The organism is Streptococcus sp. SN3, assembly GCF_030439905.1.
In genome coordinates this window covers 113,577-137,723 of the sequence record NZ_JAQFJF010000006.1, presented here as the reverse complement: position 1 = coordinate 137,723, position 24,147 = coordinate 113,577, and the positions used below count along the sequence as shown (strand labels likewise).

Here is a 24,147-nt window from a genome sequence, read left to right as displayed (position 1 = left end):
ATTGGTTCGTCTTGTTCAGTTTTCAAAGGTCTTTATCGCCCTCAAGCGACAACTATCTTAGTATATCACCTCCTCCTCTTCTTGTCAATACTTTTTTTCATCTTTTTTTATTTTCCTCTAGCTTTTTTCCCTGTGCCAAAATTCAAGCCTAAGTTTGCCCCTCTTGTAAAACCAGTCTAGGAGATTTGTAATCTAATACCTTCTTTGGATAGTCATTTATCCAATTTTCAATAAATGCGACTTGTTTGCTGAGTCGCATTTTTGTTTCCCTTAGGCAATTCCAATTGATTGAGCGTATCCAATACAAAGTTAGTATCTTGACAATCTGAAATGGTGTAAGCTACCATCTCACGATTATAGAGATCTATGACGGAAGATAGGTAGAGTTTACAGTTCCCAAAGTAGAGGTAGGTAATGCCTGTGACAAGCTTCTCCAGTGGCTTTTCTACTTAGAAATCACGATCTAGCTTATTCTCTGTCACATAGTAAGGCTGACCTATATTTGGCACCTTCTTAGGACGTGCACGACAGAGCCAACCTCTTTCCTTCATAATTCGATAGACTTTCTTGCGATTAACGATTAGTCCATGGATTTTCTTAAGTAGTCGTAGTTGTTCTACTTCAGATAGCTCCTCCAGACCTTTACCGTAGGAATCTTGCTTACCAACAGGTGGATGGAAACGGTGGAGCTCTTCGTTCTTATGCCATCTCATCCATGTATAAATCTGACCATCATTCAATCCCAACGTCTTCTTAATGACCTTGTTAGAGTTACCTGCTTTCTTCATTTCGATACAGGCTAACTTAGTTTCCACTGAACAGGTTTTTTTGACCATAATAAAACACTCCTGTTTCTAGTTTCCTAGATTTCAACAGAAGTGGTTTTCTTGTGTCTCATTTTGGGGGTGTAGTGCCTATTATCATAGAATTTTTATATCATTTCTTCATATATTTATTGTTTATCTTTAACAATCATATTTAGTTGTCTATTTATGACTTAACTTTCTAGTCAAAAAATCACCAGCAAACTGGATAGTAAAGATAAGAATAATGATAATCACTGTTGCTAAAATAGTGACATCATTGTTATAACGATTGAAACCATAAGCAATAGCAACATTGCCAATCCCGCCGGCTCCGACAGCACCGGCCATGGCTGTTTCCCCAATCAGAGAAATGAGAGTCACAGTCGTCACACGAATCAAATCTGGCAGACCTTCGCGTAGATAGACACCTGCTAGATCACTGAAAGTCGCTCCACTAGCTTGAGCAGCTTCAATCACACCAGCATCTAATTCGGCGAGAACAACCTGAACTTGACGAGCAAAGAAAGCAAATACAGCAAAAGAAAGTGGTACGATAGCTGCATTTGGTCCAATGCTAGTTCCTACAATCAAATGGGAAAACGGAGAAAGAACGGCTAACAAAATAATAAATGGAATTGCGCGAAAGATTGACGTGATTTTATCTAAAACCCAAAAAACTACTTTATTTTCCAAGACTCCTCCCGGAGCAGTCAAAACAAGAAAAAGCCCAGCAATTAACCCTAATAATCCACCAATAATAAAAGAAGTGACTGTCATATATAATGTCAAGTAAATAGCTGTTCCCCAGCCAGCTTGACCACTCCACCCCATTTGATAAACATTCGGCAAGTATGTTTGAATAAAGTTTTCCATCTATGCTTCTCCCTTCAATACCGTTAATTGAACCCCAGCTTCACAAATAGCTGTTTTAGCCGCTACTAGATTTTCCTTTTGACCAGATAAAACAACGACCAGTTCTCCGACAGGTGTTCCCCCTAAAATTTCAATATTTCCATAAAGTATGTTGGCAGTAACTTGATGATGTTTGTAAATCTCATTCAGCAAGGGTTCATCTGTAGAGGTTCCCGCATACTTCATTTGTACTAATAGGCTATTTGAGGCTAAATGTTTGACAATCTCTTGCTGTTCAATTTTGTCCATAGCTTCATCAATCCCTGTTGCAGTGGAGATAAAGTCTTTGGTTAAGTCTTGCTGAGGGTTAGAAAAAATATCCAAGACAGATCCTTCTTCAATCAGTCGTCCATTCTGCATGACTGCAACACGATTAGCGATATCTTTGACAATTTGCATCTCATGAGTAATCAAAACAATCGTTAATCCGAGCTTTTGATTCAAATCTTGTAACAATGCTAAGATTTGTTTGGTCGTTTTGGGATCAAGTGCAGAGGTTGATTCATCCGAAATTAAGATTTTGGGATCATTGGCAAGAGCACGTGCAATTGCAACCCGTTGTTTTTGCCCTCCAGAAAGCTGAGAGGGATAATTTTCAGCGCGATCTGCTAAGCCAACGAGCTCCAACAACGTATGTACTTTCTCTTTCTTTTCTTCTTTTGATAAGCCAGAATGTTTGAGCGCAAAAGCTACATTTTCTTCTGCCGTCAATTGACTCATCAAATTAAAATGTTGGAAAATCATGCCGATATCTTGACGTTTGCGACGCAGTTGTTCTGCTGTCAGAGTTACTTTATTGTCAAAAAGAACATCCCCATCTACAATAATTTTCCCATTCGTTGGAACTTGCAGTAGGTTAATAACACGAACCAAGGTTGATTTTCCAGCCCCAGAATAGCCAACAATTCCATAAATATCTCCTTCTTGAATATGAAGTGTCACATCTTTAACTGCTTGAATCTGACGTTTCTTTTGTTGAAAAGTTACATCAATGTGCTCTAACTGAATCATTTCTTTACTCATAACTTGCAATCAGCTCCTCTACTAATTCAATATGGGTGTAATAATCTGCAATGCGTACATTTTCATCACCTGCATGGTCACGACTATTCGCATTGCCAAGACCAAAGGCTGCCATTGGCACTTCAAGTGCTTCAAAAACAGTGTGCATGGGACCAGTTCCTGCGGTTGTAGGCAAAACAGAAACACCTTCTGGATAAAATTTCTTAGCCAACTCAATAACATTGAGAATAGAGGGCGCACTCATATCACTACGATAACTCATTTCGCCCAAAGTATAGATTAATTCCACCTTATCAAAACCATTTTTATCGAGTTGTTCTCGGATTAATTCTAATACTCTATGAGGTTCTAGTCCTGGAACTAAACGAACTTCTACTTTTGCTGAAGCCTCTGCAGGAAGAATAGTTTTCACCCCCTGCCCCTGATAACCAGAAGTAATCCCTTCAATGTTAATAGAAGGTTCAAAGAAGATTCGATTTAAAAAATCTTTTTTCTCCGCTTGTAATAAAGGTAATTTCAAACCGTAAATGGTTTCTACTTCTTCTGGACTGCGCTGAGCGTATCTCTCCACCAAAGCCAATTCTCGTTGATTGGGTGTCATTACTTGTTCATAAAGTCCCTCTACTTTAATGCGTCCATCCTTATTTCTCAAACTAGTAAGGGCATTAATCAAGTACCAAGAAGCTGAATCAATCACGCCACCAAAACTGGAGTGAATGTCCACTTCTGCACTTTTAACCTTGATATCAAACGTGACAATTCCCTTATTTCCACCAGAAATTTCAAGTTGACCTAAAGAATTTTTAATGCCTTGTTCCCAAACCAACAGGTCTGCTCCATGTAGAAGAGATTTGTGTTTCTCTAGATATTTCTCCAAATCAACCGAAGCTGATTCCTCCGCACCTTCCATGATAAAAATGACAGTAACAGGCAAGCCATCATGCGTTTGTAGGTATTTTTGAACAGCCGTCAAACGTGCAATAATATGCCCTTTGTCATCATCGACTCCACGACCATACATGCCACCATCCCGAATAGATAGAGTGAACGGATCATCTGTCCAAATTTGATCACTATCTGCCGGAACTGTATCATAATGGTTGTAAAAAATAATTGTCTTAGCTGTTGGATTCTGACTTTTAAATTTTGCTATCACAAATGGCGCTGTATAGCTTTCATCTAATTCCACCTCTGCACCGGCTTTTATAAAGATTTCTTTTAGATAAGCAGCAACTTCTTGTAGACCAACCTGTTGGGCAAAGATTGATTTTTTAGAAATCAATGCCCGTAAAACGGCAATATAGTCTTGTGCCACCATATCCTCTTCAAATCTTTTAATTTGTTCTTCTTCACTTGAAAATGTCATCTTTTTTCCTCATAGTCATGGCGACAAAACTCAGTCGGCGATTCCAACTGAGTTTTGTCAAACTGAAATACAGATAAATAGGGTGAATCTTACCAAACTGGTTGATCTAGACCATCTGATGTTTCGTCAACTACTTTTTTGACTTCATCTGTATGATAGGCTTTGATAATTTTCTTAATGGCATCTGCTTTTGGCGATTTTTCCCAATCTTTTTTAGCTGCAATGATATTAAACCATTGTTTTGAGTTTTTATCTTTTGGTTCAACAAACAGAGCTTTTTTAAAATCAATTTTTGCTTCAGTAACAAAAGTATTATTGACAACAGCTGCATCTACAGATGTCAATGAGCGTGCTGTTTGACTGGCATCCAATTCTGTAATTTTCAATTTCTTTGGATTTTCTTTGATATTTGCCACAGTTGCCAATTCATTCCCAGATTTGTCTAATTTAATCAGACCTGCAGATTGCAATAGATTGAGTGCTCGACTTTCATTTGTTGCATCATTTGGAACTGCGATTTCTGCACCATTTGGAATTTGACTTACCTTCGTATATTTATTTTTCCCATTTTTTGTACCAGAATAGAGGCGAATTGGGGCAATATAAGTTTCAGCTGCTGCGACTAAGTTTTGCTTGTTTTCCTTATTCCAGTTGTTCAAAAAATAGTAGTGTTGGAAAGCATTGATATCCACTTCACCATCAGCAACCGCTTTATTCGGCTGAGAGTAATCCGTAAATTCTGTAAATTGCAACTTGATGTTATCTTTTTTCAACAACTCTTGAATCTTGTTCCAACGTTTTTCTTCCGAATCACTTTTTGTCATCACACCAATTTTAACTGTCTTGGCATCAGTATTTTTATTTCCCGAACCACAAGCTGTTAAACCAATTACTGCTGTCGCTGCTAGAGCTGTTATTCCAAACCATTTTTTCAATTTCATTTTCATTCTCCTTTAAAAATCTTATGAAAATAGTATCGCACATATTTATCTGATTGACAAATTGTTATTTCATAACAAGGGTTATAGTTTTAAGCTATAACTAAATTTATTAAAAAACCAGCTGACATTTAGCATCTAGTTGGTTTTAAGTTTCTTATTTCACATCTGCTTCTGCTGGCAAGTAACTACCACCAAAGAATTTTTGAGATAATTTTTCCAGAGTCCCATCTTTGTACAAGTCTTGAATGCGCTTATTGACAAATGTTTTCAATTCATCTTGCCCCTTTGCTAAAAGTGGATAAACATAAGGTTGTTGATTGCTTGGTAAATCAATCACTTTTAGGTGATCCAGTTTCTGATTTTTAATAACTGTTTCAACACCAATTTTATCAAAAATCTTATAATCAAACTTTCCATCGTTTAAATGGTTCATAATTTGTTGAAAATCCGCTTTTGTATAGCTAATTTTCGTTGGATTGTTAGCATGTGCTTGATTGTATTTTTCTAATTGTGCAGCAGTCGTTGTCCCTTGCACTACTTCTGTTTTCTTACCACCAATATCATCCAATGATTGAATAGTTTTATCAGATTTTTTCACTACTAAGACATTTGGATTTTTAGCAGTCGGAGCTGCATACAAATACTTACCTGCACGTTCTTTTGTATAGCTGATATTGTTCACTGCCATTTGGTAGCGATCGCTATCTAGACCAGCGAAAATACCAGACCACTCTGTCGTTTCAAATTTGACCTTGTATTTATTAGAACCTTTAAAAATGGCACGAATAACTTCAATCTCATAGCCGGTTAGTTTCCCATTTTCTTCATAGTTAAATGGCTTTGGTGAAGCATTCGTTGCAACTTTGACTTCTGTTTTTCCAGATGAAGTAGCTGACTTTGAATTAGAGCACGCTGCTAACATTCCTGCTGTTAAAAGTCCAAGAGCTACTAAAGAAGAGTATTTCAATACTTTTTTCATATTCCTACATAACCTCTTTCATTAAGATAAATCCTATCATATCAAATATTTTTCTTCTTGACTATTATTTGATTTTTATCAAAGTGATAGATTTTCTTTATCAAGTAGAGCTAAACGAAATCAGATTTTTACCAAACATTGATACATTTGACGAATAGTGGAAAACTCAATTACTTTTCTAAACTAGCTACGTGCGTTAAAGCGACATCAATATTAGCACAAAAGTTGTCTGCACCAACTCTATCAATAATGCTTGCTTTCCCATGACATGGTAAGATTGTTCGTTGACATTTACCAAGGAGCTCTTCAAGAGCATCCAATCCTGAAATATCCATTGCAGACACACTGCGCATACGAAGAATTAAGACATTTTTACCTTGTTCAGACAAAATAAATCCTTGATTTGTCCAGCGATAATTCCAACGTCAATTCCAAGGGTAAAGCCAACAGTGATGGTCTTTGAAATAAATTTAATCAGGTCACCAAAATGCAACAAACCCATGCCGACGAGCATTAGACCAGCTAAGAAAGTAGCCACTGTCAGACCAGATAGACCGTACTGCGCAATAATTCCATAAATGATAACAACCAAAGCGGCTGTTGGCTCACCAATCTGAACACGACTCCCACCTAAAAAAGGAAATGAAAAAACCAACTACAACAGCTATATAAAGATCTTGCTCTGGATTGACCCCCGAAGCAATCGCTAAAGCAATTGACAATGGTAAGGCAATAATTGCCACGATAATCCTTACTACAAGGTCTTTGACAAATTGTGCACCCCAATAATTCTGTACCATACTAAAAACTTAGGATTGATATGCTTAAAAGCGTCCATTTTCCCCTCCTCTTTTTCTCTGTTCCCAGACGCTTGCGAGAACCTTATTACCATTGTAATATAACCCCATGTAAAATCTCTAGATGACCTGAATATGAAAACGTATCAGAAAAGGCGATAATTATTTCACCATCGCCTTTAATAATCTTTCTCATTCGTTTTTATCCTTTAGTGAGGAGATTGAAAGACTGGCTAAACCAAGTCCAAGCATTGTCAGTGCAGCCTTAGTGTCCACTTTTCCTAAAGCAGATAAAACCACCACAACAATCCCCATGGCTACTCCAAGTCCTCTCAACACGGTGTCAACAATATCAGATTTCCCATTTTTCTTGTTTTCTTTCATCACTGTCTGTCCTTGCATCAGCTCATCTACCGATGCATCAAACAGGTCTGCTAATTTAGGAATGGTATTAATATCTGGATAGGATAAATCTCTTTCCCATTTTGAAACAGCCTTATCAGTGACCCCCATCTTTTCAGCCAGTTCTAATTGTGTCATTCCTTTTGCTTTCCTTAATGATGAAATCATCATACCTAGTGTTTGTTTTTTCATCAAATTTTTCCTCCCTCCATTTGCTAATTATATTGTAGCACCTTTTCTTACAAACTCAATCGACCAATAGTTTACTTCTCTCAACTTATAGTTTATCACTGGTTTGTCTGCTTTTTACGCTCCTTATTTGAATTTTTAGAATAAACTAAGCTACAACAAGCAGTCTTGGAAACCAACCTCACTCTTCAACTACATATTATTAGCTAGCCACCTTTTCTACCAAACTTCATGTCTATTCTATCAAAGTAAAGAAGATACTAGCTCAACATACTTACGGTCTTATAACTAAATTTCTTAAAAAACACTGAGAGATTAGTAAGTAACAAAAAAAGAGACTGGGACAAAATTATCTCAGTCTCAATCTGTATTAGTAAAAAACTCTTGACGCAGTAGCTGTCGGACTCTTCATTTGCTTTTTAAGCTCAGAAGAGTATCTAAGCAACCCTGCGGTGGTAGGACAGAAGTAAAAATTAAAAATATTTACTTCTGTCCCACCACCTCTTTCTTCACTATTAAAATCCTTCTACATTTGTATAAATTTTTTGGACATCTTCGTCATCTTCCAAAACAGCATACAACTTTTCAAATGTTTCTAAGTCTTCACCTGATAAGGTCACATCAGATTGCGGAATCATTTCCAATTCGGTGACTTGGAATTCTTCTACACCAGATTCACGGAGAGCAGTCAAGGCCTTGTGCAAATCTGTTGGTGCTGTATAAACTGTAATGCTTCCATCTTCTGCTTCTACATCATCTACGTCTACATCTGCTTCTAACAGTTGTTCAAAGACACTATCTGTATCGTCTCCTGCAAACACAATCACACCTTTATTATCAAACATATAAGACACTGAGCCACTTGCTCCCATATTTCCACCGTTTTTACCAAAGGCAGAGCGAACATTTGCTGCAGTACGGTTGACATTTGAAGTTAGTGTATCAACGATGAGCATAGAACCATTTGGTCCAAACCCTTCATAACGCCCCTCTGTAAAGGTTTCGTCTGTGTTTCCTTTTGCCTTATCCAGTGCTTTGTCAATGACATGCTTTGGCACTTGCGCTTGTTTCGCACGTTCAATAACAAATTTCAAAGCTGAGTTCGATTCTGGATCTGGCTCTCCTTTTTTAGCTGCTACATAGATTTCAACACCAAATTTAGCATAAACTTTTGAGTTTGCACCATCTTTGGCAGTCTTTTTTGCCACAATATTGGCCCATTTACGTCCCATTGGATATTCTCCTTTAGATTTTCACTTTTTCAATCTTTCTTATTATATCACAAGTCAGGTTGAATTTCACTAGCAAATTATTGACAATGTCTAGCTCTATAAAATAATTTTGTATCAATCTACTATTATCGGGATTTTCCCAAAATTCTGCTCCTCTAGTTGGGCGTTCCCTAGCTGATAAATACAATCAGCTCGCTGGGTTAAGGAATCCCATGGTTCTTGACCGATGCGACTGATGAAGTCTGTTTTCCCTTTCATCTTTTTAAGATGTTCTCGACCTGCTTGAGTAAAGCCCAAGATATGAATACCGCTAGGCAACTGATCATTTCTTGCACCGACCAAAATATAAGTCAGAATTCGTCTGATTCGTGCTTTCGTATATCGCTTGGTTGCGACTTGTTCGACCAACTCCTCTACGCTATAACTGCTTTTCACTGCTTCCTGCAAGCGCACCGCAAGTTCTTGATTAACCTGATAAAAACTCGTCAAATCGGGATGACTGATAATCTGGTAACGCAGCAAAGGATAGAGTGCTGACCAGGTCACTTTGGGAGACTGAATCAGCAGTTCATGAGCCGGGGTAAATTTCTCCAAAAAATCTGGACAATTAAGACGCTCTCTAAGAGCCGTAGCAGAGGCGTATTTTAAATTTTCTTCTTGTGAATGATAACCAGCTCCCTGACGCTTGATTGGGAGAAGTTCGATAGCCTTATTCGCGCAAGCTTTAGCATAGGACAGCCCTAAAATGTGATTGGGTGTATTGCCTGTGAATTTCACACCAGCAAACTTTTCCCACATTTTCTGCGTTTTCTGTGGATAAGACAAATCATCTGGCAAGCTTTGCACATAGTCCACCATTTTCTGTTGATTGTCCCCATAAATCTGTGAAAAGTGTTGATAATCTAAGACCTCTTCCGTACCAAAGGCTAACTTATTCACACCAAGGCGCTCTAAAATATCTACTGCTCCTTGTGCGAAGTAGTCAGCTGACTGAACAGCCACCAAAAATGGCAGTTCAAGCACCAAATCCGCCCCGTTTTCCAGAGCCATTCGGGTCCGAGTCCACTTATCCACAATCGCAGGCTCACCACGTTGAACAAAATTGCCGCTCATAGCAACAATCTTCAAACCTTTAACCTGCTCTAGCAAGTACTTATGACCATTGTGGAAGGGGTTGAATTCTGCAATGATACCGGTGATAATCATGGAGTGCTCCTATTTTAATGTCAAATTGAATCTATTATATTCTGTAGACTCCGTTTTTGAGTGGTTGTTTCCTCAATGAATTTAATCGACCATTCTTTTAAGTAATTGTGTCTACTAAAATACCAGCCATTTACCCACTTATTTATTAAACATTTTTCATCATCAGTCAACATATTATAATATTTTCTTTCATCTATCTTCCAATTTGATACTATACTAGCCTCTAATTTTTCTATACTTTCATAATCACTTATTGACAAAATATCGACACCTAGATTAGCAAATATTAAAAATTGCAAACTAAAGTAAAAGTGAACTTCGTTTGTTAGTAAAAAGCGCAATTCTAATTTGTTTTCTCTACTGTCTTTGCTACAGATAAAGTAATTAAAACATGTACTAATTCTCTCTGTGATGTCTCCCATTCTCCTATACTTTTCATCCATACTTTCTATAATTGGAATACATAAATTTTTGTAAGTTCTTTCTTTCTGTATTGTAAAAAGTGCATTCATAAAAGTCCTATGCGCTGTAATATTATTTCTATCTGCTTCAGACCACTTAACTAATATCTGTCTTTGAAGTTTATCATCTAGTTGATTAATACCTACTGCAGCAAAGTATTCTTGGAAAGAACGATGAGAGAACTTTAAACTAACACCTTCTTGAAGCATCATGCAAGCACTATGAGTCGCATCATAAACTATATCATTCATCTTTAATTCAAAGTTATTTTTTAAACAATATTTAGTAATTATATCATCAAGTGTAGTTCTATCGAAATCTACTTTCCCATCAAAGAATGTTTTCAAACCAATGTAGGCTAATATATTTCGAAATTCCTCAGGAGTTAATTTTGCTTTTAGTTCTCTTTTGTATCCTGATTTAGATGCATCATGTCTTTGGTACAATGTATAAAAGGCCTGATTATAAAAATCAGTTAAATTATTTGGAATAGAAGCCCCAGCTTCGTAAGTCATTAACATAATCGTTAACAGGAGTGGGATAGAAGCAAAAGATTCATGAGTATCATATAAATGACCTTTTAATTCTTTATGAAAACGTTTTTTTACTTTTTCATCATAATTCAGTTTATTGATTAAAGCTAGTGCCTGCACCTTATCCATTTTACTAATTTCATACTCAATAAATTGATTCCATCCGATAAATTCCTCAGACGGTCTTGAAGATAAAACATACCGATTTTCATTGTATAAAGTTACAAACTCTTTAATCTCTCTATCTAACCACGAACGTTTTGACGGATTTACTTCATCCAATCCGTCGAAAATTATTGTATACCTCCCAGCATTTAAAGTCACCTCAAAATATTGCTTTTCTAAATCTAAATGATGGTTTCGAATCTCCTGATAAATAAAATCAATTAACCTGTTGTCCAAAAACTCAAAATCATTAAGAGATTTTAACTCAATAAAGATTGGAATTGATGTAGCTTGTTGTATTTGGTTGATAAAAATATGTTTTACAAGCATTGATTTACCAATCCCACCAGTTCCTGTCAAAATAATATTAGACGACTTATTAAAAATCTGCTCAGTATTATCAGTTTCTAGCTTTTCTAAACCAGCACTACTCAAATAAACATGTTCATAAAAATCATATATAAACTTACCTTCGTTTTTATAAAGCAATGTTTTAACCTTAGAATATTTATCATAAGTAAATTTTAAATAGTTCTGATAAACAACACCTAACTCTTCTTCTGTTTTAAACTGTAAGTCCTTATAAATTTGCTTTAACTTTTGATAAATTTTGGGTATATTGGTAATTACTTCTTTTTCAATAATATCACCAAATGGTACTGGTATACTCATTTTTCCTTACCTCCTAAGCATAAGATTAACAATATTTGATTTACTTCTCACACACAAAAAACCAACGTTTGCTTTCCTTTTTCGGTGCTTGGTCTTCAAAATCTGCATAGATTTTAACATTTTTAAATCCAGCTTGTTCCAGTAAAATATCATAGGTCAGAATTTCGTAAGTGCGTTCTTCGTGGACCTCGTCGTAGCGTGTGAAGCGCCCGTCTTCGTCTTGCAAGAAGAAGGTCAATTCATGCACGACTGAATGCGGGGCTTCATCGGCGTATGTATCCCAGACCATGGCAAATTCATCAGCGTTTTCATGATAAGAATAACCAGGAAAGACAGTATCTGTCTGGTAAGTCGAGTGCACATCAAAAACGAAAACACCGCCTTCGTTCAAGCAGTTGTAAACTTGCTGAAAGACATCACCGACTTCAACTTCATCGGCCATGTAGCAAATTGAATCAGAATAACAAGTCACCAAGTCGTATTGACCAGCTTGCGATAAATCAAGCATGTTGCCCTGTTTAAATTCAATAGCTTCATCTGCTTCTTTGGCACGTTTACGAGCGATTTCAAGCATCTCCTCGCTCAAATCCAACCCCGTCACATCAAAACCTGCTTTAGCAAAGCGCACGGATTGAATCCCAGTTCCACAAGCTAATTCTAAGAGCTTTTTCTTATTTTTTGGAAAATGGCGGAGCGAAAAGTTAGTCCATTTATCATAAAGGCTGTCATCCATAATAGCATCATAGACTGATGCGAAGGTTTCATAAGTTGTCATACATTAAATCGCACCGAAACGGCACTTGTCCTTTCTAGTGATTGAAAGGCCGAGGAATTTCCCCAGCCTTACCCTTTATTTGTTTCCAACAAAGCAGCAACATCAACACCTGTTGCTTCATGCCAGAGTTTTTCAAGGTTGTAGTGATTCCGCATTTCCTCAGAAAAAATATGAACAACCACCCCGCCTAGATCCAAAAGTACCCAGCCTCCAGCAGAGTCTCCTTCTACATGGCTAGCTGATTGCCCTGCTTCTGTAACTTTTTCACGAATATTATCAGCAATCGCTTCTAGTTGACGGCTGTTCATAGAGCTGGCAATGACAAAATAGTCTGTCATCGTCGTCAATTCTTGCAAATCTAGCACAGTAATGTCTTCTGCTCGTTTTTCATCCGCTGCTTTTACAACAATTTCTAATAGTTCTTTTTTATCCATTTAATCCTCTTTTAAAATTTCTTCTAAATCAGCCACTTGGGCAAAATGTCCGTTCCAAGTATTTTCATAATGCTGTATTAATTGTTCTGCTGTAATTTCTCTTTCAGCAAAGGTAGTCGTGCCATTTTTAACAACTGCCAAATTATAGCCAAACTCAAACGCTACCTTAACAGTCGTATCAATGCAATAATTCGTTGCCATGCCAATGATAATCAGCCGCTCAATAGCTTGGCTATCCAGATAAATCTGTAAATGAGTTTCTTTAAAAGCACTATTATAATGCTTATCAAAGATTTTCTCGTCAACTTCTGGAGCAATAGCTTCGTAAATTTCCCAGCCATGACTTCCTGTCAGTAGTTCGTTGTCATTGTGGCGGACATAAATCACTTCAATGTTTTTCTCACGACAAGTGGTGATTGCTTTTTGCCAGACAGATAAGCAGTTATCAACAGCATACGGTTTAGCCTCTATCAAGGCTGTTTGAATATCAATCACTAACAGAGCCGTTCATTTGTCATCTTTCATAAAGCCAACATACGCATTATAAGTCTCAATGGTTTGTGGGAAGATAGGAAAGGCTTGGTGCGCTAGGTGTTCTACGGTATGAACAGTTTCGTAGGCAACCGCCTTATTTAACGATTTTTTAGCAATTTCACGTGCTTGCTCCACTCCTGGAAAGTCCCGATTAGGCTCAATATAGTCTGCTACATAAACCACCTTATCTAAATCGGACATCTGAGCAGAACCTACGGTATGAACCTCAATAGCTCTCAAAATTTCTGGATCTGCCAATCCTAAATCTTCCTGAATTTTATAAATGCCGACCATGCCATGCCAGACATTATTTCCCCAATCTTTCAATGCTGGATCCAGAGCATACTTATCAATCAGCGCCAGAAATTCTTCGTCAGAGAGCTTTTTCGCATAATCATGGAGCAGACCTGCCAAACCAGCTTTTTCTACATCTACTCCGAAGCGCTCTGCCAAGTTAATAGCTGCTTGTTCCACTCCCAGACAATGTTTAAAACGTTTCTCTGGTAAAAGCTGCTGCATTTTGACTAAAAGTTGCTCACGAGAAATTCCCACATAAGTTTCATATCCCATTGTAAAGCCCTTCTTTCTCAATATAGTCTAAAACTGGCTTGGGTAGGAGAAAATTCGGCGTCCGACCTTGAGCCAGAAAAGCTCGAACCATGCTAGAAGAAATATCCATCAACGGCACATCTACCCAGATAACCGGGTAAGAAGTTCCTGCTTTATACCTAGGGCGTTGAACACCGACAAATTGAACCAAATCAACCAATTCATCAATCCGATACCATTTAGGAAGATAATCTACCATGTCCGCTCCGATAATGAAATAATAATCTGTATCTGGATGTTTTTCTGTCAAGAGCTTCATTGTATCATAGGTATAACTAATACCTTTTCTCTCAAGTTCAATGGTTTCAATTCCTAAACCTTTGATGCCTTCAATTGCCAACTCCAACATTTTCAATCGGTGCTTCTCATCAATCGTTGTTTTCTTATCAACATGGGGCGGCTCATACTCAGGCATGAGCAAGACCTGATCTAAACATAGCTGCTGACGAACTTGATCAGCTACGACCAAATGAGCATTATGGACTGGATTGAAGTTTCCACCTAAAATCCCAACTTGCTTTCTTTTTTTTGCTTTTACTTCTGGTTCCAACTTCACCTTGGTGAAAGGAGTCAGTAATTCAATTGCCATAGGCTACTTCCTCTAAATTTCTTTTACCTTTACTGAAATTTTGCGGTTTTCCTTTTTGCTAGACTGCTTGTACAAAATCAAAATACGACCAATTTTTTGAACAGTGTCCACGCCGATTTCTTCTTCGAGAATTTCTGCTACTTCATGAATGTTCTCATCTGTATTTTGCAGAAGAGTCACTTTAATCAATTCTCTAGCATCTAGAGCTTGACGGACACTTGTTTTAATCTGGTCATTGAGGCCGTTTTTGCCAATCTGAATAATGGGTTTGAGACTGTGAGCTTGACTATTTAAAAAAGCTCGTTGTTTGGATGTTAATGACATAGATTCCTCTTTTGTTTCTTATTTCGTTTGTCTTCTCTTTATTTTTCTAACAGCCATTTCTTCTTAGATAATGGCTTTGCGGGTCACCACTGCTACTTCCTCTGGCGCCCAAACTGCAATCTGTGCTGGTCCTATCACACGAATCCAGCCCAAACCTGAAAAGACTACATCTGTTTTGGTTTCAATTTTCAACTCATGCTTGACTAGCTGCGGAAAATCTGCCACTTCTTTTTTAGAGGGCGGTGTTAGCAAAGAACCAACATGCTTTTCATAAAATTCTCCTGCTCCTGCAAGCTTGGTGCGATGCAGTTTTAGTTCATTGTCAAAATAAGCTGTAAAACCTTGTTTGTTACCCGACACAAAATCAAAACGCCCCAATCCACCTAAAAAGAGGGTTTGCTCCGGATTGAGTTGGTAAGTTTTGGGTTTAATCTCCTTTTTCGGACTGACATATTTGAGATGTTTGGCAGACAAATAATGAGCCATTTGGTGGCGGTGGATAATTCCAGGTGTGTCATAGACATGACTACCATCAACCAGAGGAATCTCAATCTTATCCAAAGTAGTGCCAGGAAAACGGGAAGTGGTGATAATGTCCTTATCCCCAGTGATTTCCTGAATAATAGCATTGATTAGCGTTGACTTACCAACATTAGTTACACCGACCACATAGACATCTCGGCCTTTCCGATATTGCTCAATCTTTTCAATTAGTTCTTTAATGGCTTGCTTGTTTTGAGCTGAAGTCAGAACCACATCAACAGGACGCAGACCTTCCTCGTGAGCCCTCTCTGTCAACCATTGGGTCACTTTGCTAGTCTTAACAGACTTGGGAAGAATATCTTTTTTATTCCCAACTAACAGCACATCATTACCAGCCACAAAGCGTGGTAAACCTGGAATGACCGAACCATTAAAATCAAAAATATCTACTACATTGACTACGAGAGCATTACTGTCACCCACTTCGTGGAGAAGCCTAAGAAAATCATCGTCTGTCAGCTGCACATCAGTAATTTCGTTGTAGTGACGGAGACGAAAACAGCGCTGGCAGTACAGTTCGCCAATCTCCATTCCCTTTTCCAAAGCAGACTGAGGAGTATAGCCTAACTTGTCCTTATATTTTGTCTGAATCGGTGCTCCACACCCAATACAGAAAATGTCTTCCATGTTTAAATTCCTTTTTTGTATTCAATCATTCCATATTTTTTAGTGATTTTTTTCAAAACTCTCCGCTCACGCGCCCGATTAATCTGAGTTTTTATTGAATCATGCTCAACCAGCGGCTTGACCAAAATCGAACGAATTCCAGCCCTGTGAGCAGCTCGAATATCTGTCATAAGCTGATCGCCTACCATGACCACTTCGTTTTTCTCAAAATGGAATTCCTTTAACGCACGATTAATCCCCCAAGTAAAAGGCTTCATAGACCAACAAACATAATCAATTCCAAATTTTTCAACTGCTCGCTTCACTCGTTTTTTGGTATTATTAGATACCACAATAATTCGAATCCCTGCATCTCGCACATCGTGAAGCCACTGCTTCATTTCTGGTGTTCCATCGGGATTGTTCCATGCGATAAGAGTATTATCTAAATCCACCAAAACAGCCTTGATACCGTGTTTTTTTAAACTTTCAACTGTCAAATCATAAACTGCCTCAATCGCAAAATCAGGCATGTAGTTTTCAATTGCCACATTTCTCTCCAAACATTATACTTCTACCTATTTTAACATAAAAAAAAGGTTTTCGCACCCTAGATCTTTTCATCGATTTTATGTACAATTTGCCAAAAAATGTTTAAAAATGTTATAGTAAGAATAGAGAATTTAACACGGAGGAACTTATGGCAAATACGAGTAAGAAAATGACTGCCGTCTCCCCTCTTTTACAAAAATTTATCAACTGGGCTTCTATTGTTGGAGCAGTTGGAACAGTAATTTTCTGTATCTGGGCCTATTATACTGGCATTTTACAATCTAAAGAAACCCTGTCCGCCTTTATTAAGCAGGCTGGATTTTGGGGACCACCACTTTTTATTTTCCTGCAAATCCTACAGACAGTTGTTCCTATTATTCCTGGAGCTTTGACTTCGGTTGCTGGTGTTTTTATTTATGGTCATATCATTGGAACCATTTATAATTATGTCGGTATCGTCATCGGCTGTGCTATTATTTTTTATCTAGCGCGTACCTACGGTTCTGCTTTTGTCCAATCGGTCGTCAGCAAACACACCTACGACAGGTATATCGGTTGGCTGGACGAGGACAATCGTTTTGAACGTTTTTTCATCTTTATGATGATTTGGCCTATCAGTCCAGCAGACTTCCTCTGTATGCTGGCTGCTCTTACGAAAATGACTTTTAAAAAATATATGATTATTATTGTCTTGTGCAAACCCATCACGCTTGTCATCTATACTTACGGTTTGACATACATCATCGACTTCTTTTGGCAATTATTTTCAAAATGAAAGACAGAGCAATGCGATTCGCTCTGCCTTTTATAAGATTCCTTTCCTTTTTTCTAATATCAAATCTTTTATAGAAATCAAGAAGACCGCCGATAAAATCATAAACATACCAGCAAAGTCTACAAGATAAAATTGCTCATGCATAATGAGAAAGGCAAAAAATACAGCCGATATGGGCTCAACAGCCGCTAACAGGCTAGATTTAACAGGTCCAACTAAACTGGTTCCTTTGAGAAATAGCGTATAAGCGAGGATTGTTCCCACTAAGATAATGCCCACCAAAGCTAGGTATACTTCCATTGACAATCGCAAATGAAAATGTAAGATACCACTAAATGGTGTTAGAGCAAGGCCTGCTAATGTCATCCCCACTCCAATCACCGGAATACTGCCCCACCTTTTTATCAATTGAATTGGGATTAAAATATATAAAGCGTAAGTGAAGGCAGCAAATAATCCCCAAAAAAGCCCTGCTGGCGTTACAGATAAGTGATCGAGCTGTCCATGAGTGGCAATCAAAAAAGTACCTCCAATAGCTAATATCATAGACAACACTTCTGTTATAGTAGGTGCAACCCAATCTTTGAGGCAAGTATAAGCAAGGATCCCAACCGGACAGACATATTGCAGAACAGTAGCTGTGCCTGCATTACTTTCATAAATAGATTTTAAATAAGCAAATTGATTGAGCAAAAGTCCTAATAAAGCAAAAAGCACTAATGACATCATCGCTTCCTGATCTTTTAGCATTTCAAATAATTTTTTGCGATTGGTTAATACCATATACGATATCAACAGAACTCCCGCAATTAAAAGTCGAACATTCGTTAAAACTAAGACGGGAAATCCATGCGCCATTAAGTATTGCCCACTCGTACCTGACAATCCCCATGCAACTCCTGCTACTAATGTTAACATTGTTCCTTTGGCTGTCTTTGACATTCCACTTCTCCCTTTCATCGTATGATTATAACACAAAAAATCAGCCGAAACGACTGATTTTTTAGATTTTACAATTTTTCCAACTCTTGATTGAGCAGTTTTTGGGCTACTTGTGGATTAGCTTGGCCTTTGGTAGCTTTCATGAGCTGACCAATCAGTGACTTAGCTGCATTTTTGTTGCCGCCCTTGTAGTCATTGAGAGCTTTTTCATTGTTGGAAAAGACTTCTTGAATGATTGGTAATAGCTGGGTTGGGTCTGAGATTTGGATCAGACCGGCTTTTTCCACATATTCCTTGGCTGATCCACCATTCTTCGCCAAATGAACAAAGACTTTTTTGGCAATTTTAGAAGAGATAGTGCCATCTGCAATCAAGGCAATCATTTCTGTCAGATTTTCCGGTGTCAACTCAATCTCTGCGATAGTCTTGCCCTCAGCATTGAGGTACTGAGCCACTTCACCTTGCAGCCAGTTTGACACAGATTTTGCGTCTCCGCCTGCTGCTACTGCAGCTTCAAAGAAGTCTGAGAGATTTTTCGTTGCCGTTAATTGTTTGACATCATAGTCTGATAGTCCGAAGTCAGCTTTATACTTAGCCCGACGTTCTTTTGGAAAAGCTGGTAAATCTGAGCGCACTGCCTCAATCCAGCTGTCATCAATCTCAAAGATTGGCAGGTCTGGCTCTGGGAAATAACGATAATCTGCCGAACCTTCCTTGACTCTCATCAAAAGAGTCTCACCTGTCGCTTCGTCATAACGGCGAGTTTCTTGACGAATCTGTCCACCGCTACGCAAAATCTCAGCCTGACGTTTTTCCTCAAAAGCCAAGCCCTTGCGGACAAAGTTAAAGGAATTAAGATTTTTTAGTTCTGTCTTGGTGCCAAATTCTTCTTGGCCATAAGGTCGGATAGAAATATTTGCATCCACCCGCATGGAGCCTTCCTCCATCTTGACATCGGAAATACCCGTGTATTGGATAATTTCTTTGAGCGCTGTTAAGTAAGCGTAAGCTTCTTCTGGACTGCGCATGTCAGCTTCTGAGACAATCTCGATCAAAGGCACTCCTTGACGGTTAAGGTCAACATAAGAATAACCGTCACTGCCATGGGTATTCTTGCCAGCATCCTCTTCCAAATGAGCCCGCTCAATGCGAATTTTCTTAGTCGTGCCGTCTTCTAGCTCGATTTCAATCCAGCCATTATAGCCAATGGGCTCATCAAATTGAGAAATTTGATAGGCTTTAGGATTATCTGGATAAAAATAATTCTTGCGGTCAAAGTGCATTTTTTGATGAATGTCCATATTGAGCGCCAGAGCAGCCTTGATACCGTAATCAATAACTCCCTTATTCATTACTGGCAAGACACCTGGAAAAGACCAGTCAATGATATTGGTGTTGGTATTTGGATCTTCCCCGAAATGAGCCGGTGCTGGTGAGAAAATTTTTGAATTTGTTTTTAATTCAACATGGACTTCCAATCCAATAATCGTTTCAAAGTTCATTTAATATCCTTTCTAAATATTTATAGCCTTAACAGTTCTTTCTTTTTCAAAATAAATTCTTCATCTGTGATAATACCTTCATCTAATAACTTTTTGTATTTAAGTATCTCGTCAGCAGGAGAAATAGTTGATACTGTATTTACTGGCATATGTGTTTCATTCACTTTTTCTAGTATAAAGTTTTTTGCATAATTAAAACTGTCTGCAACAACTTTAGATGCTATAGATATAGAATTAGGTTGTTTAGCGGCACTTTTGTCAGGATCATTAGACCAATAACTCTTTCTAGTATTTTACATGCCTCCAGCCGAAATTTCAAAATATCCACTACCTAGAAAACCATAATTTACTTCTGCATTTGTAATATTTTTATATGGCATTGAAAATATACCGTTACCAAATGTATGTCCTGTCATATACCCTTACTTTACTATGTAAACATTTTTATCTGTACAAAAGAGAAATTCTTTAAACGTCCCCTTAAGTGCAACATAAAGTATCTCATTATCCCCTATAACTGAGTTAGCAATATTTATCAATAAATCAAGATAAGCTGGCTGATGATAAAGTTTAGACTGATAAATACGAACCATCTCTTATTCTCCAAAAATGACTGGCTTTTGCTTGTGGTAATCTGTCGTTGCTTCAAAAGCAGCTGCGACTTGGTAAATCGTTTCTTCATCAAAGTGGTTACCAATCAGCTGCAGACCAACAGGAAGACCGTCTGCAAAGCCAGCTGGGATCGAAATGCCCGGCAAGCCAGCCAGATTGACTGGAATGGTCAAAAGGTCGGCCAGATACATGGCTACCGGATCTTGGTTTTGACTGCCCAAGTCATAAGCTACCGTCGGTGCAGTTGGACCTAAGATCAAATCATATTTTTCAAAAACCTTGGCAAAATCTTGCATAATGAGCGTCCGAACTTGACCCGCCTTTTTGAAATAAGCATCATAATAACCAGACGATAAACTGAACGTTCCTAGCATAATTCGGCGCTTGACTTCCTCACCAAAACCTTGGCTGCGAGATTTGACATAGACATCCTCTAAGTTTTCAATCTCTTCTGCCCGATAGCCGTAGCGAATCCCGTCAAAACGTTGCAAGTTGGAACTGGCTTCAGAAGAAGCGATGATATAGTAGACTGCAACACCGTACTTGCTGTGCGGAAGGCTGACTTCTTCAACAATTGCTCCCAGACTTTCCAAATGCTTAGCAGCCGCTAAAATGCGTTCTTTGACTTTTTCATCAATCCCCTCACCCATGTATTCTTTGGGAAGAGCGATTTTCAATCCTTTAATCTCTCGACCAATCTTGCTAGTGAAATCAGGAACAGCTCGTTGAGAAGAAGTTGAGTCTTTTTTGTCATTGCCTGCAATCACTCCCAAAAGCTGAGCATTTTCTTTGACCGTCCGAGAAAATGGTCCAATCTGATCTAGCGAGCTACCAAAAGCAATGAGACCAAACCGAGAAACTCGTCCATAAGTTGGCTTGAGACCAACCACTCCGTTAAAGGAAGCTGGCTGACGGATCGAACCTCCGGTATCAGAACCTAGAGACAGGCGAACTTGACCAGAAGCAACTGCTGTCGCTGAACCACCAGATGAACCACCCGGAACTTTTGTAGCGTCCCAAGCATTTTTCGTAGTCTTAAAATAAGAGTTTTCGCTAGAACCACCCATGGCAAATTCGTCCATATTGGTTTTACCAACGATAATCATGTCCTTGCTGTAGAGCTTCTCCACACTGGTCGCATCGAAAATCGGCTTGTAATTGTAGAGAATTTTTGAGGCAGCTGTCGTTAGAATCCCCTTAGTAGAAATATTGTCCTTAACAGCCAGTGGAATGCCGCTCATGAGATTATCCGCATCAATTCCCTTTGCATCTACTGCTGCTGCCTGTGCCACTGCTTCTTCTTCACTAATCGTAATAAAGCTATCAACGGAACTTTCTCGACTCTTAATATCTTCCAGAGTAGCTTTCGTCAGCTCAACTGCGGAAAGTTCCTTTTTGACAAGGAGATTATGCAATTCTTCAATTGTTTTTTGGTTCAAAGTCATTAAGCATCTCCTCCGTCATCTAGAATAGCAGGCACTTTGATATAGCCTCGCTCCTTTTCAGGAACATTTTGGAAAAGTTCTTCTCGATTCCAACCTGCAACTGCTACATCTTCACGCATATAGTTGACATTTTCTGCAACATTTGATGTAAAAGGCACACCAGTCGTATCAACTTCATTTAACAACTCCACCATGTCCACAATTTTTGACAAAGTTGTCGCAAATTCTGCCGTTTCTTCAGGTGAAAAAGCTAGTTTTGACAAGTGGGCAACATGCGTTACTTCCTCTTGAGTAATTTTCATCTCTGTTTCCTTTCTCTTCTTTTATTTTTCAGCATAGCCGAAAAACAATCATCTTCTTATTTTATCACAAATAGGCTTAGTTCTTCAATTCCAAATGCAGGTCTTTCAGCTGTCTTTGGTCAACCAAACTTGGACTTTCCAGCATCGGATCAAAGCCAGTACCATTCTTCGGAAAGGCGATGACTTGGCGGATATTTTCTTCCCCAGCTAAAATCATAACCAAACGATCTAAGCCTAGAGCCAAGCCGCCGTGCGGTGGGAAGCCGTATTCCAAGGCTTCCAGGAAGAAACCAAAGTCCCGCTCATAGTCTTCTCGGCTCATGCCTAATAGCTCAAACATGGCCTCCTGAGCTTTCCGGTCGTGAATACGAAGGCTTCCTCCACCAATTTCATAGCCATTCAAGACAATGTCGTAGGCATGGCTGCGAAATTGACCTGGCTCTTGCCCATCTTCAAAAATCCCCTGTGTGAAAGGATGGTGCATGGCTTGATAGCGGTTTTGGTCCTCATTCCACTCCAGCAGGGGCCAGTCCACAACCCAGAGAAAGTTCAGCAAGCTCTGGTCGATCAAATCAAGATGTTTTGCTACTTCTAAACGCAAGTACCCTAGAGCTTCTTGAGCTTGTCTTTTCTTGGCAATAACTAGCAAAAGTAAATCACCGTCTTGTGCTTTAAATCGCTCTATGAAGGCAGCTACTTCTGTTTCAAAAGTCGAAGCCAAATCCCCTTGAAACCCACCAGCTTCCACCGTAACGCTTGCAAACCTACTAGCTCCAAATCCTTTCATTTCCTGATAGAAATGACTAAGCTGCTTTTTAGTAAATGCGTTCGCAGCATTAGGAACACAGATACCCATCACTTCCTCTTGATTATCCAAGGCTTTCTTGATGAGAAGCGATTCATTTGCTTGGCACAAATCCGTCAAACTATTCAGCTCTAAACCAAAGCGCGTATCTGGCTTATCAGAGCCGAAGCGGCTCATAGCCTCTTCATAGCTAATAGTCGAAAAAGCTTCTGTTAGCTCTAAACCATGAGTTTTCTTAACAACAGCTTTGAGCATGCCTTCAACAAGTCTGCGAATGTCTTTTTCACTAGCAAAGCTCATTTCCATATCGACCTGAGTAAATTCAGGCTGACGGTCTCCCCGTAGATCCTCATCTCGAAAGCAGCGAACAACTTGATAATAACGTTCCAGACCAGCTCCCATTAAAAGTTGCTTCAACATTTGCGGACTTTGAGGTAAAGCATAAAATTGATTTTTAAAAACTCGACTAGGAACCAAAAAATCTCTGGCTCCTTCTGGTGTGGATTTCGTCAAATAAGGTGTCTCCACTTCCAGAAAATCCTTACCGTTCAAGTAGTCACGAATTGTGCTGGTTACTTGATGACGAAGTTTGAGGTTCTCTGTCATCTTACTCCGACGCAAATCTAGATAGCGATATTTCTGTCGCAAGTCTTCTCCTGTATGGGCGTGCTGATCGAGTTCAAAGGGAAGAGACTTACTGTTTGCAAGGATTTGAATAGCCTCCGCTCGTAGCTCCACCTGTCCAGACTTGATAGCTTTGTTGACAAAGCGATTTTCTCGTTTGACAACCTCTCCCGTAACAGAGATAACATCTTCCTTATGTAGATGATCAATTCCCGCAAAAGCTGGGCTATCGCCTGCGACAAAAACTTGAAGTAGTCCTTCTCGGTCTCTTAGCTCTATAAAAGCTAATTTCCCATGATGTCGGATATTGGCAACCCATCCGGTCGCTGTCATTTTCTGACCAACCTGTTCTAAACCGTAGTTTCCGATAAAAACTTCTTTCATGTTCTCTACCTCTTTCTAAATTCATGTTCAGTTTAATCACCAATTTACCACAAATTACATATAGAAATCTACGCCCATAGATCTAATGCTATAAAGCATTAAGCA

The 24,147-nt window shown here is 38.7% G+C and carries 28 protein-coding genes and 2 pseudogenes; 1 reads left to right on the top strand and 29 read right to left on the bottom strand.

All coding sequences use genetic code 11. The annotated features are described in order from the left end of the window. Positions 1-148: 148 nt before the first annotated feature. The 21 genes and pseudogenes from PCY71_RS11465 to PCY71_RS11360 form a co-directional block, all read right to left on the bottom strand. Positions 149-278, bottom strand: a pseudogene (locus PCY71_RS11465) (IS30 family transposase); the annotation flags it as partial. Between the two features lie 171 nt (positions 279-449). Then, positions 450-836 (bottom strand): IS3 family transposase, encoded by a 387-nt coding sequence (locus PCY71_RS11460; RefSeq protein ID WP_301412664.1) that lies wholly within the window; start codon positions 834-836, stop codon positions 450-452. A gap of 150 nt (positions 837-986) precedes the next feature. Then, positions 987-1,679: a methionine ABC transporter permease gene (locus PCY71_RS11455; protein ID WP_301412663.1), complete on the bottom strand. Its 693-nt coding sequence runs from the start codon at positions 1,677-1,679 to the stop codon at positions 987-989. Then, a complete protein-coding gene (locus PCY71_RS11450) occupies positions 1,680-2,741 on the bottom strand; it encodes a methionine ABC transporter ATP-binding protein (RefSeq protein WP_119056556.1) in 1,062 nt (353 codons plus the stop codon). Then, entirely contained in the window at positions 2,734-4,107 is a 1,374-nt protein-coding gene (locus PCY71_RS11445; protein WP_301412662.1) for a M20/M25/M40 family metallo-hydrolase, read from the bottom strand. Before PCY71_RS11445 ends, PCY71_RS11450 begins: the two co-directional genes overlap by 8 nt. An 89-nt stretch (positions 4,108-4,196) precedes the next feature. Further along, a complete protein-coding gene (locus PCY71_RS11440) occupies positions 4,197-5,048 on the bottom strand; it encodes a MetQ/NlpA family ABC transporter substrate-binding protein (protein ID WP_301412661.1) in 852 nt (283 codons plus the stop codon). Positions 5,049-5,202: 154 nt separating this feature from the next. Beyond that, positions 5,203-6,027 carry an amino acid ABC transporter substrate-binding protein gene (locus PCY71_RS11435; protein WP_301412660.1) on the bottom strand — a complete coding sequence of 275 codons (825 nt, stop codon included), beginning with the start codon at positions 6,025-6,027 and terminating at the stop codon, positions 5,203-5,205. 170 nt (positions 6,028-6,197) lie between these two features. Next, the gene (locus PCY71_RS11430) at positions 6,198-6,416 is read right to left on the bottom strand and encodes a hypothetical protein (protein ID WP_301412659.1); all 219 of its coding nucleotides are present in this window, start codon (positions 6,414-6,416) and stop codon (positions 6,198-6,200) included. Further along, a pseudogene (locus tag PCY71_RS14975) lies at positions 6,407-6,865 on the bottom strand (SulP family inorganic anion transporter); the annotation flags it as partial. The pseudogene PCY71_RS14975 and the gene PCY71_RS11430, both read right to left, overlap by 10 nt. 151 nt (positions 6,866-7,016) lie before the next feature. Further along, positions 7,017-7,418, bottom strand: a complete 402-nt coding sequence (locus tag PCY71_RS11415; protein ID WP_301412656.1) for a helix-turn-helix domain-containing protein — start codon at positions 7,416-7,418, stop codon at positions 7,017-7,019. Positions 7,419-7,930: 512 nt separating this feature from the next. Continuing rightward, positions 7,931-8,647, bottom strand: coding sequence for a YebC/PmpR family DNA-binding transcriptional regulator (locus PCY71_RS11410; RefSeq protein WP_119056568.1), 717 nt, complete (start codon positions 8,645-8,647; stop codon positions 7,931-7,933). Positions 8,648-8,761: 114 nt separating this feature from the next. Next, positions 8,762-9,853, bottom strand: a complete 1,092-nt coding sequence (locus PCY71_RS11405; protein WP_301412655.1) for a nucleotidyltransferase — start codon at positions 9,851-9,853, stop codon at positions 8,762-8,764. Between the two features lie 20 nt (positions 9,854-9,873). After that, the gene (locus PCY71_RS11400; protein ID WP_301412654.1) at positions 9,874-11,685 is read right to left on the bottom strand and encodes an NACHT domain-containing NTPase; all 1,812 of its coding nucleotides are present in this window, start codon (positions 11,683-11,685) and stop codon (positions 9,874-9,876) included. Between the two features lie 40 nt (positions 11,686-11,725). Next, positions 11,726-12,460 (bottom strand): class I SAM-dependent methyltransferase, encoded by a 735-nt coding sequence (locus PCY71_RS11395; protein WP_301412653.1) that lies wholly within the window; start codon positions 12,458-12,460, stop codon positions 11,726-11,728. Between the two features lie 68 nt (positions 12,461-12,528). After that, complete coding sequence (gene rsfS, locus PCY71_RS11390; RefSeq protein WP_301412652.1) at positions 12,529-12,894, bottom strand: ribosome silencing factor; 366 nt, start codon at positions 12,892-12,894, stop codon at positions 12,529-12,531. Beyond that, positions 12,895-13,395, bottom strand: coding sequence for an isochorismatase family protein (locus PCY71_RS11385; protein ID WP_301412667.1), 501 nt, complete (start codon positions 13,393-13,395; stop codon positions 12,895-12,897). Positions 13,396-13,401: 6 nt separating this feature from the next. Further along, positions 13,402-13,998, bottom strand: coding sequence for a bis(5'-nucleosyl)-tetraphosphatase (symmetrical) YqeK (gene yqeK / locus PCY71_RS11380; RefSeq protein ID WP_301412651.1), 597 nt, complete (start codon positions 13,996-13,998; stop codon positions 13,402-13,404). After that, entirely contained in the window at positions 13,988-14,626 is a 639-nt protein-coding gene (locus tag PCY71_RS11375) for a nicotinate-nucleotide adenylyltransferase (RefSeq protein ID WP_301412650.1), read from the bottom strand. The genes yqeK and PCY71_RS11375 overlap by 11 nt, the downstream gene beginning before the upstream one ends. 12 nt (positions 14,627-14,638) lie before the next feature. Further along, positions 14,639-14,950: a ribosome assembly RNA-binding protein YhbY gene (gene yhbY / locus PCY71_RS11370; protein ID WP_003039538.1), complete on the bottom strand. Its 312-nt coding sequence runs from the start codon at positions 14,948-14,950 to the stop codon at positions 14,639-14,641. Between the two features lie 63 nt (positions 14,951-15,013). Continuing rightward, positions 15,014-16,120, bottom strand: coding sequence for a ribosome biogenesis GTPase YqeH (yqeH, locus tag PCY71_RS11365; protein WP_301412649.1), 1,107 nt, complete (start codon positions 16,118-16,120; stop codon positions 15,014-15,016). A 2-nt stretch (positions 16,121-16,122) separates the two neighbouring features. Next, complete coding sequence (locus PCY71_RS11360; RefSeq protein ID WP_048801215.1) at positions 16,123-16,650, bottom strand: YqeG family HAD IIIA-type phosphatase; 528 nt, start codon at positions 16,648-16,650, stop codon at positions 16,123-16,125. 149 nt (positions 16,651-16,799) lie between these two features. On the opposite strand from PCY71_RS11360, the gene PCY71_RS11355 reads away from it, so the two are divergent. Further along, positions 16,800-17,426, top strand: coding sequence for a TVP38/TMEM64 family protein (locus tag PCY71_RS11355; protein ID WP_003070495.1), 627 nt, complete (start codon positions 16,800-16,802; stop codon positions 17,424-17,426). A gap of 30 nt (positions 17,427-17,456) precedes the next feature. Here the strand turns inward: PCY71_RS11355 and PCY71_RS11350 are convergent, their stop codons facing one another. The 8 genes from PCY71_RS11350 to aspS all read right to left on the bottom strand — a co-directional run bounded on the left by PCY71_RS11350 (position 17,457) and on the right by aspS (position 24,042). Then, entirely contained in the window at positions 17,457-18,368 is a 912-nt protein-coding gene (locus PCY71_RS11350; RefSeq protein ID WP_003070497.1) for a DMT family transporter, read from the bottom strand. Between the two features lie 68 nt (positions 18,369-18,436). Then, positions 18,437-19,870: an Asp-tRNA(Asn)/Glu-tRNA(Gln) amidotransferase subunit GatB gene (gatB, locus tag PCY71_RS11345; RefSeq protein WP_301412648.1), complete on the bottom strand. Its 1,434-nt coding sequence runs from the start codon at positions 19,868-19,870 to the stop codon at positions 18,437-18,439. Between the two features lie 20 nt (positions 19,871-19,890). After that, on the bottom strand, positions 19,891-20,019 hold the full coding sequence (locus PCY71_RS11340; RefSeq protein ID WP_115263638.1) for an SHOCT domain-containing protein: 129 nt from the start codon (positions 20,017-20,019) through the stop codon (positions 19,891-19,893). Between the two features lie 144 nt (positions 20,020-20,163). Then, positions 20,164-20,286 carry a hypothetical protein gene (locus tag PCY71_RS11335; RefSeq protein WP_301412647.1) on the bottom strand — a complete coding sequence of 41 codons (123 nt, stop codon included), beginning with the start codon at positions 20,284-20,286 and terminating at the stop codon, positions 20,164-20,166. A 6-nt stretch (positions 20,287-20,292) separates the two neighbouring features. After that, entirely contained in the window at positions 20,293-20,463 is a 171-nt protein-coding gene (locus tag PCY71_RS11330) for a hypothetical protein (RefSeq protein WP_006270305.1), read from the bottom strand. Positions 20,464-20,466: 3 nt separating this feature from the next. Beyond that, the gene (gatA, locus tag PCY71_RS11325; protein ID WP_301412646.1) at positions 20,467-21,927 is read right to left on the bottom strand and encodes an Asp-tRNA(Asn)/Glu-tRNA(Gln) amidotransferase subunit GatA; all 1,461 of its coding nucleotides are present in this window, start codon (positions 21,925-21,927) and stop codon (positions 20,467-20,469) included. After that, entirely contained in the window at positions 21,927-22,229 is a 303-nt protein-coding gene (gatC, locus tag PCY71_RS11320) for an Asp-tRNA(Asn)/Glu-tRNA(Gln) amidotransferase subunit GatC (RefSeq protein WP_003026120.1), read from the bottom strand. The genes gatA and gatC overlap by 1 nt, the downstream gene beginning before the upstream one ends. A 76-nt stretch (positions 22,230-22,305) precedes the next feature. Next, on the bottom strand, positions 22,306-24,042 hold the full coding sequence (gene aspS, locus PCY71_RS11315) for an aspartate--tRNA ligase (RefSeq protein ID WP_301412645.1): 1,737 nt from the start codon (positions 24,040-24,042) through the stop codon (positions 22,306-22,308). Positions 24,043-24,147 lie beyond the last annotated feature (105 nt).